The organism is Chitinophaga pendula (assembly GCF_020386615.1).
In the GTDB taxonomy this organism is placed as follows: domain Bacteria; phylum Bacteroidota; class Bacteroidia; order Chitinophagales; family Chitinophagaceae; genus Chitinophaga; species Chitinophaga pendula.
The window spans coordinates 894401-908690 of record NZ_CP077769.1; the positions used below are offsets into that span (position 1 = coordinate 894401).

General features: G+C 49.5%; 10 protein-coding genes. 5 read left to right on the forward strand and 5 right to left on the reverse strand.

Features of this window, described 5'->3' with window-relative positions; genetic code table 11:
- The first annotated feature begins 16 nt into the window (after positions 1-16).
- Positions 17-1234: an acyltransferase family protein gene (locus tag KTO58_RS03570; RefSeq protein WP_095840706.1), complete on the forward strand. Its 1218-nt coding sequence runs from the start codon at positions 17-19 to the stop codon at positions 1232-1234.
- Positions 1235-1553: 319 nt separating this feature from the next.
- Positions 1554-3998: an outer membrane beta-barrel protein gene (locus tag KTO58_RS03575; RefSeq protein WP_095840704.1), complete on the forward strand. Its 2445-nt coding sequence runs from the start codon at positions 1554-1556 to the stop codon at positions 3996-3998.
- Positions 3999-4091: 93 nt separating this feature from the next.
- On the opposite strand, the gene KTO58_RS03580 is transcribed toward KTO58_RS03575, so the two are convergent.
- Positions 4092-5951 (reverse strand): chloride channel protein, encoded by a 1860-nt coding sequence (locus KTO58_RS03580; RefSeq protein ID WP_095840703.1) that lies wholly within the window; start codon positions 5949-5951, stop codon positions 4092-4094.
- A 112-nt stretch (positions 5952-6063) separates the two neighbouring features.
- Between KTO58_RS03580 and KTO58_RS03585 the strand changes: the two genes are divergently transcribed.
- Positions 6064-6732, forward strand: a complete 669-nt coding sequence (locus KTO58_RS03585) for a Crp/Fnr family transcriptional regulator (protein WP_095840702.1) — start codon at positions 6064-6066, stop codon at positions 6730-6732.
- A 1-nt stretch (position 6733) separates the two neighbouring features.
- Here KTO58_RS03585 and KTO58_RS03590 read toward each other — a convergent pair whose 3' ends face one another.
- The 4 genes from KTO58_RS03590 to KTO58_RS03605 form a co-directional block, all read right to left on the reverse strand.
- Positions 6734-7480 carry a GNAT family N-acetyltransferase gene (locus tag KTO58_RS03590; RefSeq protein WP_225860038.1) on the reverse strand — a complete coding sequence of 249 codons (747 nt, stop codon included), beginning with the start codon at positions 7478-7480 and terminating at the stop codon, positions 6734-6736.
- A complete protein-coding gene (locus KTO58_RS03595; RefSeq protein ID WP_095840700.1) occupies positions 7477-7926 on the reverse strand; it encodes a DMT family transporter in 450 nt (149 codons plus the stop codon). Before KTO58_RS03595 ends, KTO58_RS03590 begins: the two co-directional genes overlap by 4 nt.
- A gap of 12 nt (positions 7927-7938) precedes the next feature.
- Positions 7939-8568 carry an NAD(P)H-dependent oxidoreductase gene (locus KTO58_RS03600; RefSeq protein ID WP_095840699.1) on the reverse strand — a complete coding sequence of 210 codons (630 nt, stop codon included), beginning with the start codon at positions 8566-8568 and terminating at the stop codon, positions 7939-7941.
- A gap of 164 nt (positions 8569-8732) precedes the next feature.
- Positions 8733-9344 (reverse strand): Crp/Fnr family transcriptional regulator, encoded by a 612-nt coding sequence (locus KTO58_RS03605; protein WP_095840698.1) that lies wholly within the window; start codon positions 9342-9344, stop codon positions 8733-8735.
- Between the two features lie 129 nt (positions 9345-9473).
- Between KTO58_RS03605 and KTO58_RS03610 the strand changes: the two genes are divergently transcribed.
- Together KTO58_RS03610 and KTO58_RS03615 are read left to right on the forward strand one after the other, a co-directional pair.
- A complete protein-coding gene (locus KTO58_RS03610; protein ID WP_157753208.1) occupies positions 9474-9824 on the forward strand; it encodes a hypothetical protein in 351 nt (116 codons plus the stop codon).
- An 83-nt stretch (positions 9825-9907) separates the two neighbouring features.
- A complete protein-coding gene (locus KTO58_RS03615) occupies positions 9908-14275 on the forward strand; it encodes a CusA/CzcA family heavy metal efflux RND transporter (RefSeq protein WP_095840696.1) in 4368 nt (1455 codons plus the stop codon).
- Positions 14276-14290 lie beyond the last annotated feature (15 nt).

Genomic DNA, 14290 nt, shown 5'->3' on the forward strand with positions numbered 1-14290 from the left:
TTTAAAAGTATGCTTTATGCTTAAAGACGATAAAGTAGCAGTACCGGCAGTACCGGTGGCGGGTATCGATCCGGCCGTAGCAGTAGCCGGACAAGCCGTCAACCCGGCCAGGCTATTTTACATTGATTGGGTGAAAGCAGGCTGTATCGCCATATTGATACCATATCATGCGGCGTTGCTGTATTCCTCCTTTCCCTATCACATGAAAAGTAAAGAAACATCCATCGCATTAAGTATATTCAACGCCATCGTACTCATCTGGTACGTAGCGGTACTAATGTTCGTGGCCGGATATGGCGCCCGCATAGCCATGATTAAACGCAACCCGCTGCAATTTATCACCGCCAGACTCAGTCGGCTCGTCATCCCCCTCCTGTTCGGTGTATTCGTGATAGTACCCCCTCAGATATACCTGGAACACCTCTACAAAGGAGAAATAGATTACAACTACTTCACCTGGTACACACAACACTACTTCACCAACCTCACCCCATATCCCGCAGGCAACCTCAGCTGGCACCACCTCTGGTACATCGGATACCTGGCAGTAATATCCGCATTGCTGCTACCACTGTGCGTTCGGATCAAGAAAGTCTCCCCCTTCCAGCGTATGCCAGGACTCAGAACGTTGCTGTCCTCCCGCTACGGTAATATCCTGCTAGTAGTGCCTATCTTAATGATAGAATTTTTCCTGAGGATACATATACAGAGCGGAGTACTGGATATCATACACGATAGCCTGAATTTCATTGTCATGTGTTTTTACTACATATATGGATTCATGTTAGCCAGCGATTCCGCTATCTACAACGGATTCCTGAAAAGTCGCAAAATATGTCTGTCCTTCGCATTAATAAGTGTCTTCATCTACTACGGGGGCGTACTCACCGGTCTCATAGATACCGCCCACTTTGACACTCTCACCGTCCAATGGATCAATGCATGGCGGGGGATGGTGGCCTGGTGTTTTACAGCCGCTATTATCGGATATGCATCCCGATACCTCAATATCAATAATAAGATACTACGTTATGCCTCCCAGGCATTTCTACCGGTATATATCATACACCAGACGATCCTGTTTATATTGGCTTATTATGTGCTTGGAAGCGACATCAATCCATTCGCCGGATTCCTGTTACTGACAGTAAGCACATTCATTATCTCCATGCTGGTCTTCGAATTCGGTATCCGTCGATTTAAGATCACCCGGCTGCTATTCGGTATTTACTAGCCTTTCTCTCTACTGTTACTAAAGGGAATTTCTCCTGCATACATTGATATGCAGGAGAAATTCCCTTTTTCGTAAATATTTTTCCTGTTTTCGAAAACCTCCTTTCCTTTTCTTTATGAATTTAGCGGTCCACCTGTAAAAGTATCCGTGTTCAACCTGCCGGGTACGCAAACTAACCGTGCGATGAAACAGCTAGTATTTATTCCTTTTATCCTGTACCTGCTCCCTGGCCTTACGGCTGCCTATACGGATGGCAATGAATACTGCTGCTATGCCGATCTTACGAATCCTTTTCTAAACATATTAAACCTTATTGCGGATGCTGGGCTATAGATGGACTTTTATTTTGACCTTACTGCTGATGAATTGTCTGCCACTTTTTACCTCGGCCAGACAATCGCAGCAAACAACGTTCACAGTCACGGGTACACTAAAAGATGATAAACAACAACTGGTAGCTTATGCTACATTGGGCGTCATAAAAGAAGATGGAGCACAGGTCGCTGCCGCCTATTCCGGTGAAGATGGCCTGTTCCGTATCAAGATACCCACCGCCGGATCATATATACTGGTAATATCCTCTGTCGGATACGACCCGACTCGTATGCCTTTTATCCTAACGACCGGAAAAAGTATCGCCAACCTCGGGAAAATAGAACTGACCACTACCACCAGCCAGCTGAAAGAAGTGAATATCGTTTCTCGGAAACAGCTGATAGAACAAAAACCAGGGATGCTTGTATACAATGCCGATAGTGACATCAGCAACAAAGGAGGAACTGCCGCCGATGTATTACGTAAAGCACCCGCACTGAATGTAGATCCCCAGGGGAATGTCACCATGCGTGGCAGCGGCAACCTCAAGATATTGATCAATGGAAAATTCTCCGGGCAGATAGCACGCAGCCCCGCTGATGCGTTGAACATGATGCCGGCAGATATCATCCGTTCCGTAGAGATCATTACCAACCCCTCCGCTAAATACGATGCAGAAGGAGCCGCTGGCGTGATTAATATCATCACCAAAAAAGGACAGCAGAACAAGAGCGTCGCCGTAGAGCTCACAGCCAGCAACTGGCAACAAGCCTTCAACCCCCGGTTTTCGCTGGCCAATGAAAAATGGAATATGAGCTTCCATGGTCACCTGCATCGTATCCGCGATAAAAGCACTACCGCCCTGGAAAGAACCGCCATCAAAGATGGCAGTCCACAGGTCAGGATCGATCAATACACCGTAAAGGATAATGTTATGCCCCACGGCTCTGCCGAACTAAACATAGGTTTCACCCCCAACGAATCCAATGAGTTCAGCCTGGGTGTAAATACCTGGCTGGGCAACTGGCCGGAAAACACAGATCAGCGTAGTACCCTCACCAATCCTAATGGCGGGATCAGCGACAGATACACCCAGTCCGTTCGTACTAAAGTCACCTTCCGCGGTGCCGACTTCAGCCTGGGATACACCCGGAAATTCAAAAAGAACGGACAGGAACTGACCTTGCTCACACAGTTCTCCCCTTCATCAGATCGCAACGCATACAATACTCAACAGTCACCGGTTGAGGAAAAAGTCAGGTATCGCGAAAAGAATGAAGGACGTACACAGAACCAGGAATGGACCTTCCAGGCCGATTATAACCATCCCTTGGATACCAAAGGGAAATACCTGCTGGAAAGTGGCGTAAAATCCATCCTCAGAAGTGCACGTAATAACTATACCGTTTGGGTAGGAGAAGCCTCACAACCCGACGTCCTGCAGCTGGTTACCGATCGCTCCGACAAATTCACCTATCACCAGGATGTACTGGCAGGATACAGCTTGCTCAAAATGAACCTGTCTAAAGCCTGGTACGTAGAAGCTGGCGCCCGCGCAGAAGGCACCTGGCTGAATGGTAAATTCAAAAACATCAACACCCGGTTCAGCAATAACTTCGTCAACTTTATACCTACTGCCACCATCACCCGGAAACTGCCCGCAGATCAAACCCTGACAGTGAGTTATACCAAAAGGATCACCCGGCCCTATATCTGGGACCTCAACCCGAACGCCAATGCCAGCGACCCTAAAAACATCGTCGTTGGTAACCCGGAACTGCAGCCCGAACTGGTACACCAGGGTGAACTGTCATACGGATGGAACGCACCTGGTGGTATGTTCCTCAACACCGCATTGTTCTATAAGAGAACACAGGATGGTATCATCGATTTTACCAGCACCGACAATGAGGGTATCTTCACTACCTCCAAACAGAACCTGGCCGGCAATCAGCAATATGGGATGAATTTTAGCGTCTCCTTCAAACTATCTCCACAGTGGAATGTGAACAGCAATGTCAATGCAAACAAACTTCACTTCAACAGTGGTCCGCTGCTGTCCGTCAATAGCGGCTGGGGCGCAGATGTAAATCTTAATACCATGTATAAACTGCCGGCTGACTTCGCCATCCAGCTGTTCGGCGAATTCACCTCCCGCACCGTCACCATACAGGGATATAAAACATCCAGGTACTACTACAGCGCAGCGGTCAAAAAAGAATTTCCGGCAAACAGGTTGACCGTCACGCTCGCCACCATCAACCCATTCAATCAATACATCAGCCAGGTAGATGTCATGAATACAAATACATTCAGGTCCAGCCTAAATAATCATTATTATTCACAGACCGTAAAACTTACCTTCAACTGGGAGTTTGGAAAGATGTTCGAACAAAAGACCAAAAAAAAGATCAGTAATGATGATGTCAATAGCCAGCAAAAGGGTTAACAAGGAACATCGCATCAGGACTGCCTGACCTTCCTCACCGGCGTTATCTGTGCCAGCTTCCCCATCACAGGATTCCTATATCCATTCCATATATCAGGTCTTCAGCCAATGCCGGCTACTCACGATCAACCGCTTCCGCCGCTGCGAAAGAGAAATGGTCCGTTGATATCGCTCTCCCGACTGCCGGTACCGCGAATAGGCCGAAAAGATGGAGGAAGGAGTCAACACGCCCAATACCCGGTCCTTCTGCTGCTCATCTACCACCGGCAAATGCTCCAGCCCATACCGGTGCATCAATGCCACTGCAAAACCCAATGTACGCTTCGGATACACATATAGTTTAGTCGTGCTGACCAGCGACACCAGCGCCACATCATCCGCCGCCGCATATAATTGCTGCACCGAGAGGATACCGGCTACCGCATCGTCCCCGCCTTTAAGTACCAGTGCTGCTGGGGTTGTACGGGCCATTGCCCATTGCGCCTTCACCTGCCCGGCCGTCGCCATCGCCGCCACCGTGTCAAAAGCGCACTCCATACCCATATCCACATTGACAGACTGCAATACGTCTGGCTCATACACATCCGGCGTACTCACCCCACGACGGTGTATCTTCTCCGTCATAATAGTACCGCGCATCAGGAAAAAGGAAATAAAATAGGAAGCCGTACAAGCGCCCAGCAAAGGCAATAACCCGTGTGGTTGCATCGTTGTCTCCAGCGCAAATACGATAGAGGTAAGCAGTGCCCGCGATGCCCCGGCAAACATCGCCGCCATCCCGATCAGCGCACAGGTAGACAAGTTGATAGGCGCGTGCGGAAATACCGCCAGCACGATCATTCCCAAAGTGACGCCCGTAGCACCGCCTATCGTCAGCAAAGGCGCCAGCGTACCTCCAGAAGTGCCGCTACCCAGCGAAATAGACCAGGACAAAAACTTCAGAAAACAAAGACCCAGCACCAGCTGCAGTGGTAAGGTCCCGCTCAGCAGCTCCGAAATATTATTGTATCCTACCCCTAAGGTATAAGGCGCAAAATAACCTACCACACCAATCGCAACCGCCCCGATCGCAGGCCACCACATCCAGTGTATCGGCAACCGCTCAAACACATCCTCTATCAGGTAAATACTTTTGGAAATACCGGCCGCAATAATACCTATCAACACCCCCAGCAACACATACCAGCACAAAGCCTGATAACCGGCTTCCGGGATGCCGGGCATCGCAAACACAGGCTCCGTACCAAATAACAGGAAGTGCATCGATGCCCCCGTCGCACAAGCCAACGCCACTGGGATAATAGACCGGGGAGAAAATTCAAACAACAATAACTCTATCGCCAGCATCACCGCCGCCAATGGAGTGCCGAAAATAGCCGCCATACCGGCCGTAGCCCCCGCCGTCAACATGATCTTCCGCTCATTGGGAGAAATATGCATGAGCTGCCCGGCAAATGAACCAAAAGCACCCCCGGTAGAAATAATGGGCCCCTCCGCACCAAACGGACCGCCGGTACCAATGGATATAGCAGCAGATAAAGGTTTCAATAACGTAATGATAGGTTTGATACGGCTCTCATTCGTCAACACCTGCTCCATCGCTTCTGGGATACCGTGCCCCCGGATCGCTGCCGATCCCAGCCTCGCCATCAACCCTATAATAATAGCCCCGATCACCGGTATCACGATCACCAACAATCCCAGCTGGTGATGCGCCGGCCCTTGCTCCTCAAAAGAAAACTGCCCGTAAAAAGAAATATTGGTGATCAGGTTGATCAACGCTACCAACAACTTGGCTACTCCGCCGATAATAATAGCATTGATAACCACTTGCACACTCAAATAAAATACGCGTTTGTTCACTGGGCGCGCCGTCTCAATAGCTGGCTCCGCCACCTCCAGCGAAGAGGAAATAGGTATCCCGCCTTCCGGACCGTCTGGTATTTTGCTCATAGATTAATATGCTTTTGACTGCTAAATTATTATATTTGCAATATTATAAGGTTTTTTTAATATTAAAAACTGAATAAAATATTGTTTTAGCAATATTTTAAGAACGTAAGATATGGAGCATCACCCGAATTGTTTCCTGTGTGAACATAGTCTACCCGAATGGAAAGATGCCATCCGCTCCCATGCCAGGATCAGGTCCTTCAAAAGAGGTGCTGCCATCTTTAAGGAGGGAGATGCCTTCGAGGGTTGCTATTTTATCCACAATGGAAAAGTCAAAGTGCATAAACAATGGGGCGACGAAGGAAAAGAGATGATCATGAAATTCGTAGCAGCAGGAGAGGTGCTGGGCCACCGCGGCATGAGCAGCGCCGCTATTTATCCGGTCTCAGCAACAGCGGTGGAAGAAGTGACCGCTTGCTTTATCTCACCGGAATTTTTCCGCACCACCTTACTGGTCAATCATGAACTGGCTTATAAAATGGTGCAACTATATGCCGACGAACTGCAGAAGGCAGAACAACATATGCGAAATATTGTGCATCGTAACGTAAAAGGTCGTATCGCCGATAGCCTCCTCACGCTGGAACGGCTGTTCGGTAAAGATGAAAAGGGGTGCTTATTAGGGAACCTCAGCAAACAGGACATCGCATCCTTCGCTTGCACCACCTATGAGACCTTATTCAAAGTCCTCAACGAATGGGCGGAAGCAGGTATCGTCACCACCGCCGGCCGCCAGATCTATATCCCCGACAGCCGGCAGCTGCTACCGTTTATTGATTGATTTAAAAAGTCACCGGCCGGTAGTTGCGTATCTCAAACAGGTCGTCAAAGCCCATCTTCAGATAAAGCCCTTTGCCCATCTGCGAAGCTTGTAAAGCGGCATACCGGGCGCCGTCTTCCAATGCCCTATTGATCACAAACTGCATGATCTCTTCCGCAAACCCGCGCCTGCGCATCTCGGGTATCACACCTATCCCGTGTATGCCGGCAATATCTCCCGTATTGTACAACATCCCCGTACCTACCGGCTCCCCGTCATAACGCGCCAGGTAAAACTGGATCTGCTCCATCGCCGCCGTAGGTATCTGCTGACCGATTACATATCCGAAACCTTTCGGGTAAATATCCGCCCACAACCGGGCCGCCGCCGCATCCGTTACCTGCTCAAAATCAAGCTGGAAAGTAGTAGCATAGGCTTTGGTCAATGGCATCGTCATCCCCGCTTGCGCAAATCGCTGCACCAGCCCCGCCTCCGCCAGCAACAGGTCATGACCCCGCCTTTCAAGGTCCCAGTAAGGAAAAGTCAGGTAACCGGGGAGCTCATTAAATGCGGTAATAGCAGTAGCAATATCATCCGCATTATCCGCACCGGGCTTTAACCAAAACCGGTTCGGCCAGTCAGAATCAGCAACCTGTGTATAGTGGTAAACATCGCCCGTATGATTGGCGCCAAATGGAGCGCCCGCAGCCTGCCACAAGCTGGTCAGGTTTACTATATTTAATTCAGAGAGTGTGGAATGCGATTTCATTTGATATTGATTAATAAGATGCCGCCGATAATAGCGACAACACCGATTGTTTTTTTAATAGTAAGCGGTTCCATAGGCAGATGTAACCAGCCAAAGTGACCAGCCACCACCGCAAATATAAGTTGTCCGCACAGCCCGAGCGAGATCATCGTAGCTACCCCCAGCTTGGGAATAGTATAATAATACAAACTGATTCCCACTACACTGCAAAATCCCCCGGCAAACCACATATAGACAGGCACCTGCTGTAATACAGCCCGCGAAGGCAACTGCCTGATCTGACCCGCCGCCAGCAATAATGCAAAAAAAGTACTAAAAAAAAAAGCCACTACCGTCGCTAGCAAAGGATGCCGTAACAACACCCCCAGCTGCGCATTCAGACCGCCTTGTAAAGCGAGGAAAATACCACCGGTGAAGGCTAATAATAAAAGGATAAGATGTGACATATCGTTAACGGACTAACGTAACTCAAACAATTGTTCCAATGGTCTCCTTACCTTGATCGCTTTCGCCGTAACATCGTCCCCCGAACGATAACCGATCGTCGCAATCACCGTGGCATGAAGCCCTTGCTCCGTCAATCCCAGTATCCTGTCATATGCCGCAGCGTCAAATCCTTCCATCGGACATGCATCGATCCGCAACTCCGCACAGGCGGCCAGCAACGTACCTAATGCCAGGTAAGTCTGCCTCGCCGTCCACTGATGTCGCTCCGTGATAGATTGCCGCGCGATCATATTTTTCATCAGCGTTCCATAATCCGCCAGCAGACCAATGTCCACCGACTGCATCCGCGAAGTCAGTTGCAGGTACTCATCCACATGCGTATCATCCACTTGTGTGTAATGACAAAACACGACGAGGTGAGACGCATCCGTAATCTGCGCCTGCCCCCACGATACCGCCCGCAACGCCTCCCGCAACACAGGGTCCGAGATCAGCAATACCTTATATAATTGTAAACCAAAAGAAGAGGCCGATAACTGAATAGCCTCTTGCAGCTGTTGCAGATCAGCAGCCGGGATCTTGCTGCTGGGGTCAAACTTTTTAGTAGCATAACGCCATTTCAAATGATCAATAAGTTGCATAAAATTGTTTTTGTTTGGACAATAGATGCCCCGCTGCTGGCCCTGACAATGACCAATCAGACCGGTACCATACCGGAGTACATCCCTTGCCGTAACAGTAAAAATGATAGTAAGTCGCACAAAAGTAAGAGGAGCATTACACCCCACCGTTTACATATGTTGATTTACCGGTTTTTTTTCAGCTGGCTCCTGATCCGGCTAAGTTGTGTCGGGGTAACACCCAGATGCGCCGCTATATGGAATTGATTCACCCGCTTGTCAATGTCCGGGTACTGCTGCAGTAACTTCAGATAACGGGTCGTGGCGTCTTCCATCACCAACGATATCTCCCGCTGCTCCCGCTCTATCACCCAGTTTTTCTCCAGATACGCAATGTAAAAATCCTTCAGATCATCCCGCGTCTGTATTAGATGCCGGTAAGTACTGAAGTCCAGGTTAATAAGTATAGCATCCTCCAATACATCAATACTGAATTGAGAAGGAGCCTGCCGCAATAAAGAAGCCTTCGAGGCTGCAAACCGCCCCTCACAGAATATATTCTTATTATAAAAATTACCGTTATCATCCGTCAGGTAAGCCCGCAATATCCCCTTACAGATAAAGTGCATCTGTCGCGCTATCTGCCCCTCCCGTAATAATATTTCCTCCCGCTTCACCTCCTGAAAACGGATCAGCGCTGCCACCGCCAACCAGGTACTCGCACTGATAGGAGTATAACTTTCCAATGTCGTTCTGAAATGATGTATATATCGTTCCTGGTCAATGGCTGAGATCATATCGGTCGGGAAATTTGTCAGGGCCCCGCACAGACAAATATACACCTCATCAAAAATAATCGCCCTTTAGATCGGGAATTTCTATCTTTGCCCCGCGTGAAAAAAATAGGGGCATACATATTATTCCTAGTGTTTATACTGCACGACAACGGCCTTAATCAGCTGCTCAAATGTCCCATGCTCTTCGTGCACTATCATGAACACCAACAACGCAATGCCAGCATTGGCGTCATGGAATTCCTCTGTATCCACTACTGGGGCCATGATATAGATGACAATGATGACGACCGAGATATCAAACTGCCCTACAAAAGTGTAGACGTACATGCCTTCCAGCATTCCTACGTCCCATTGGCAAGAACCATTACCGTCAAACAACAAACCAACAGCCCGGTCATAATACACTACCCCGTGCTGAAAGATCAATACCTGCCGGAACCTGCACTCTCCTCCCTTTTCCGCCCTCCCAAAGTAGGATAACCCTCCCGTAAATTTTATTGCCACCTGCCACCAACCAGGTGTGAACGTGCATTTATCTCCCATCGATTTAATGAAAGAAAGCCATGTTGAATAAGATCATCAGCTTTTCTGTAAAGAATAAGCTGGTTATAGGACTATTTGTACTGGGATTGATAGGCTGGGGACTCTTCGAAGTAACCCGCTTGCCAATCGACGCAGTACCGGATATCACAGACAATCAGGTACAGGTCATCACCGTCTCCCCATCACTGGGAGCCCCCGATGTAGAACGCCTCATCACCTTCCCGATAGAACAATCCTGTAGTAACATACCTGGACTGAAACAGATCCGTAGCTTCTCCCGCTTCGGCCTATCCCTCGTCACCATCGTATTCAACGACGATACCGACGTCTACTGGGCCAGGCAGCAAATAAGCGAACGCCTCCAACAAGTACAACAGCAAATACCCGCCGGCATCGGCTCCCCCGAAATGGCCCCGGTCACCACCGGACTTGGCGAGATCTACCAGTATGTCGTACGCCCCAAAGCAGGCTACGAAGGCAAATATGGCCCTATGGAACTGCGTACCCTCCAGGACTGGGTCGTACGCAGACAACTACTGGGCACACCGGGCGTAGCCGATGTCAGCAGCTTCGGCGGCCAGCTTAAACAATACGAAATAGCCGTCCGGCCCGGACAACTGAAAGCAAACAATATCACCATCGCCGATGTGTTCGATGCCCTCGAAAAAAATAACCAGAATACCGGCGGCGCCTATATAGAAAAAGGCCCCACCGTACTCTATATCCGCAGCGAAGGCCTCACCAAAAGCATCGAAGACATCGAAAAGATCGTCGTCCGCACTCTCAGCAATGGAATGCCCTTACTCATCCGCGACGTAGCCACCGTAAGACTTGGCGCCGCCACCAGGTACGGAGCCATGTGCTTCAATGATAAAGGCGAAGTAGCCGGCGCAGTCGTCATGATGCTCAAAGGAGAAAACTCCTCCGCCGTCATCAAAAGAGTAAAAGAAAAAGTAGCCGCCATTCAGAAAACATTACCCGAAGGAGTCGTTATAGAACCCTTCCTCGATCGTACCAAAATGGTCAACAACGCCATCAGCACCGTAGAGACCAACCTGGTCGAAGGGGCACTCATCGTCGTATTCGTATTGGTATTTTTTCTGGGCAATATCAGAGCAGGACTTATCGTATCCTCCGTCATACCCTTGTCCATGCTCTTCGCCGTCATACTCATGAACAAATTCGGAGTAGGAGGTAACCTGATGAGCCTCGGCGCCATCGACTTCGGCCTCATCGTAGATGGTACCGTGATTGTAGTAGAAGCAATCCTACATCGATTCTCCCATTCCAAACACTTCAGACAAATACAGCGCCTCGACCAGGCCACCATGGACGCAGAAGTAAACGCTTCCACCAGCACCATGATAAAATCTGCCGTATTCAGCCAGATCATCATCCTCATCGTATACATTCCGATATTGTCACTACAGGGTATAGAAGGAAAGATGTTCAAACCAATGGCCTTCACCGTCGCATTCGCCATCCTCGGAGCTTTCCTGCTCTCTATCACCTATGTACCCATGATGAGCGCACTATGCCTGAGCAAAAAGATATCGCACAAACCATCCCTCGCCGATCGCACGATGGCCTGGCTGGAAAGAAGATATCAGCCACTGCTGGAAAAAGGATTACGCATCCCTAAAAGCATCATCGCTACCACCGTCTTATTACTCGCCATCGCCGTATGGCTGCTGGCAGTAATGGGAGGAGAGTTCATCCCCGAATTGGAAGAGGGCGACTTCGCCGTAGAGACCCGGCTGCTCACCGGTAGTAATCTCAATACCACCATCAAAGCCACTCAACAAACAGCCAGCATCCTCCTGCAAAAGTTTCCGGAAGTAGAAAAAGTAGTCACCAAAATAGGCTCTGCCGAAATACCCACCGACCCCATGCCACTGGAAGCCAGCGATATGATGGTCATCCTGAAAGACAAAAAACAATGGACCTCCGCACATTCCTTCGATGAACTGTCAGAGAAAATGAGCAAAGAACTATCCATTGTCCCCGGTGTCAGTATCGGCTTCCAGTTCCCGGTACAAATGCGCTTTAATGAACTGATGACCGGTGCCCGCCAGGACGTCGTATGTAAAATATTCGGCGAAAACCTCGACTCCCTGGCACACTATGCCAACCGCCTGGGAGACATCATCAAAACCGTCGATGGCGCTATCAACTTGTATGTGGAAACCGTCACCGGCATGCCCCAGGTAGTCATCAACTACGACCGCGATGCCATGGCCAGGTACGGCCTCAACGTCAGCGACATCAACCGCGTGGTCAATACCGCCTTCGCCGGACAAAGCACCGGCCTCGTATATGAGGGAGAAAAACGCTTCGATATGGTCGTACGCCTCGCCGATGAGGTCCGCCAAAATCTGTCCGATGTCCGTAACCTCCTTATCCCCACCGCAAATGGTACACAGATACCATTGGAACAGGTCGCCGCTGTAAACGAAATAGAAGGCCCCAACCAGATACAACGGGAAAACACCCGCCGCAGGATCATCGTCGGATTCAACGTCACCGGACGCGATGTACAAAGCATCGTAACAGAACTGCAGCAAAAGGTCGCCACACAACTCAAACTATCACCAGAATACCAGGTGGTATACGGTGGCGCCTTCGAAAACCTCACCGCAGCTCGCGAACGACTGTCCATCGTAGTACCCATCGCATTACTCATGATATTCCTGCTGCTATACTTCGCCTTCAGCTCCGTTAAACAAGGCCTCCTGATTTATACCGCCATCCCACTGTCAGCAATAGGTGGCATATTCGCATTGTGGATAAGAGGAATGCCTTTCAGCATATCCGCCGGCGTTGGTTTTATCGCCCTTTTCGGAGTAGCCGTACTAAATGGCATACTACTGGTATCCGAATTCAACCGCCTAAAAAAAGAAGGATGGGACGACGTTCGCAAAATAGTCATCCACGCCACCAAGTCAAAACTAAGAGCCGTCCTCATGACCGCATTAGTACCTTCCCTGGGTTTTATCCCCATGGCCGTCAGCAACGGCGCCGGCGCAGAAGTACAAAAACCACTGGCGACCGTCGTAATAGGTGGCCTCATCATCTCCACCTTACTTACACTATTCGTATTACCAGTATTATACATCCTGTTCGAAAAAGGATTCGGCTACTTCAAACCAGCACCCCATATCACCACCGGCATCTTCATATTAGGCTGCCTGACCATCCCGCCCGCCTTGCACGCACAACAGAGAGTATCACTGCAGGAGGCCGTCAATATAGCCCTGACACAAAACCTCCAGCTGAAAGCAACCCGCACAGGAGAACAATACTATCAGGCCCTGGGAAAAAGTCACCTCGACTTCGATAAAACCATCCTGGGCGTTGAGTATGGTAAACTCAACAGCGTTGCCAACGACAACAAGTTCTCCATAGCACAAAACATCCAGTTCCCGACAGTATATAAACGGCAGCATGCAATCAACGAAACAAACATCAACATGAGCCGTATCAATACCCGCTGGCGGGAAACAGAACTGAAAGCCAGCGTTAAGCAACTGTTCTATGGACTGCTGGTACTGGAACAACGTGAACAGCTGCTCATAACCGCCGATAGCCTGTACAAAGGTTTCCTCCAGCGTACATCCCTGCGGTTCAAAACAGGGGATGCCGACGCAATCGAACAAACCACCGCCGTCAACCAACGCGCACAGATCGCCAACCAACTGGAACTCCTGCGTACGGATTATAGGACCAGCTTACAGCAATTTCATGCATTGCTGAATACTACCGCCGACATCCTGCCCCAGCAGGACAGCCTGGTATATCGCCTCCCGCTATTACCGGATACCGCCTTACTGTCCAACACACCGGCAATAGCATGGCAGCAACAAATGGTCAACCGTAGCTGGCAGGAAAGTAAACTGGAAAAAAGTCGCCTCCTCCCCACACTCAATCTCGGATACACCAACATGAGCATCATCGGCTACCAGCGTATTGGCAGTGAAGAGAAGTACTTCGGAGGAAGTGAACGATTCTCCGGTGTCAGCGCAGGTATCGGCATCCCCCTGATCACCGTAGGACAGCGCACACGTGCCAAAGCCGCCGGCGTTCAGGCCATTCAGCAACAACAGGAACTGGATGCCACCCGCCAGCAAATGGCCGTCGCCTTACAAAATGCATTACAGGTATATAGCAGCAACTTAAACCTGCTTCAGACCTATCAATCCCAGCTACTCGACAATGCAAAACGTATCATCACCGCCGCAGACAAACGGATGGCAGGAGGAGAAATAGGATACCTCGACTGGGTTATCCTCGTCAATCAATCCCTGCAGGTCAATGCCTTCTACTACGAAACGATCAGCCGGGTAAATGAAGCCGCATTCACAGTAGAGAGAATAAGCGGTATCAACTAATTCAAAATCAGAGAT

Coding starts and splice junctions, on each gene's coding strand:
- KTO58_RS03570 (WP_095840706.1), top strand. CDS start 17: ATGCTTAAAGACGATAAAGTAGCAGTACCGGCAGTACCGGTGGCGGGT.
- KTO58_RS03575 (WP_095840704.1), top strand. CDS start 1,554: ATGCTGGGCTATAGATGGACTTTTATTTTGACCTTACTGCTGATGAAT.
- KTO58_RS03580 (WP_095840703.1), bottom strand. CDS start 5,951: ATGAGCAAAATACCAGACGGTCCGGAAGGCGGGATACCTATTTCCTCT.
- KTO58_RS03595 (WP_095840700.1), bottom strand. CDS start 7,926: ATGTCACATCTTATCCTTTTATTATTAGCCTTCACCGGTGGTATTTTC.
- KTO58_RS03615 (WP_095840696.1), top strand. CDS start 9,908: ATGTTGAATAAGATCATCAGCTTTTCTGTAAAGAATAAGCTGGTTATA.
- KTO58_RS03590 (WP_225860038.1), bottom strand. CDS start 7,480: ATGAAATCGCATTCCACACTCTCTGAATTAAATATAGTAAACCTGACC.
- KTO58_RS03600 (WP_095840699.1), bottom strand. CDS start 8,568: ATGCAACTTATTGATCATTTGAAATGGCGTTATGCTACTAAAAAGTTT.
- KTO58_RS03585 (WP_095840702.1), top strand. CDS start 6,064: ATGGAGCATCACCCGAATTGTTTCCTGTGTGAACATAGTCTACCCGAA.
- KTO58_RS03605 (WP_095840698.1), bottom strand. CDS start 9,344: ATGATCTCAGCCATTGACCAGGAACGATATATACATCATTTCAGAACG.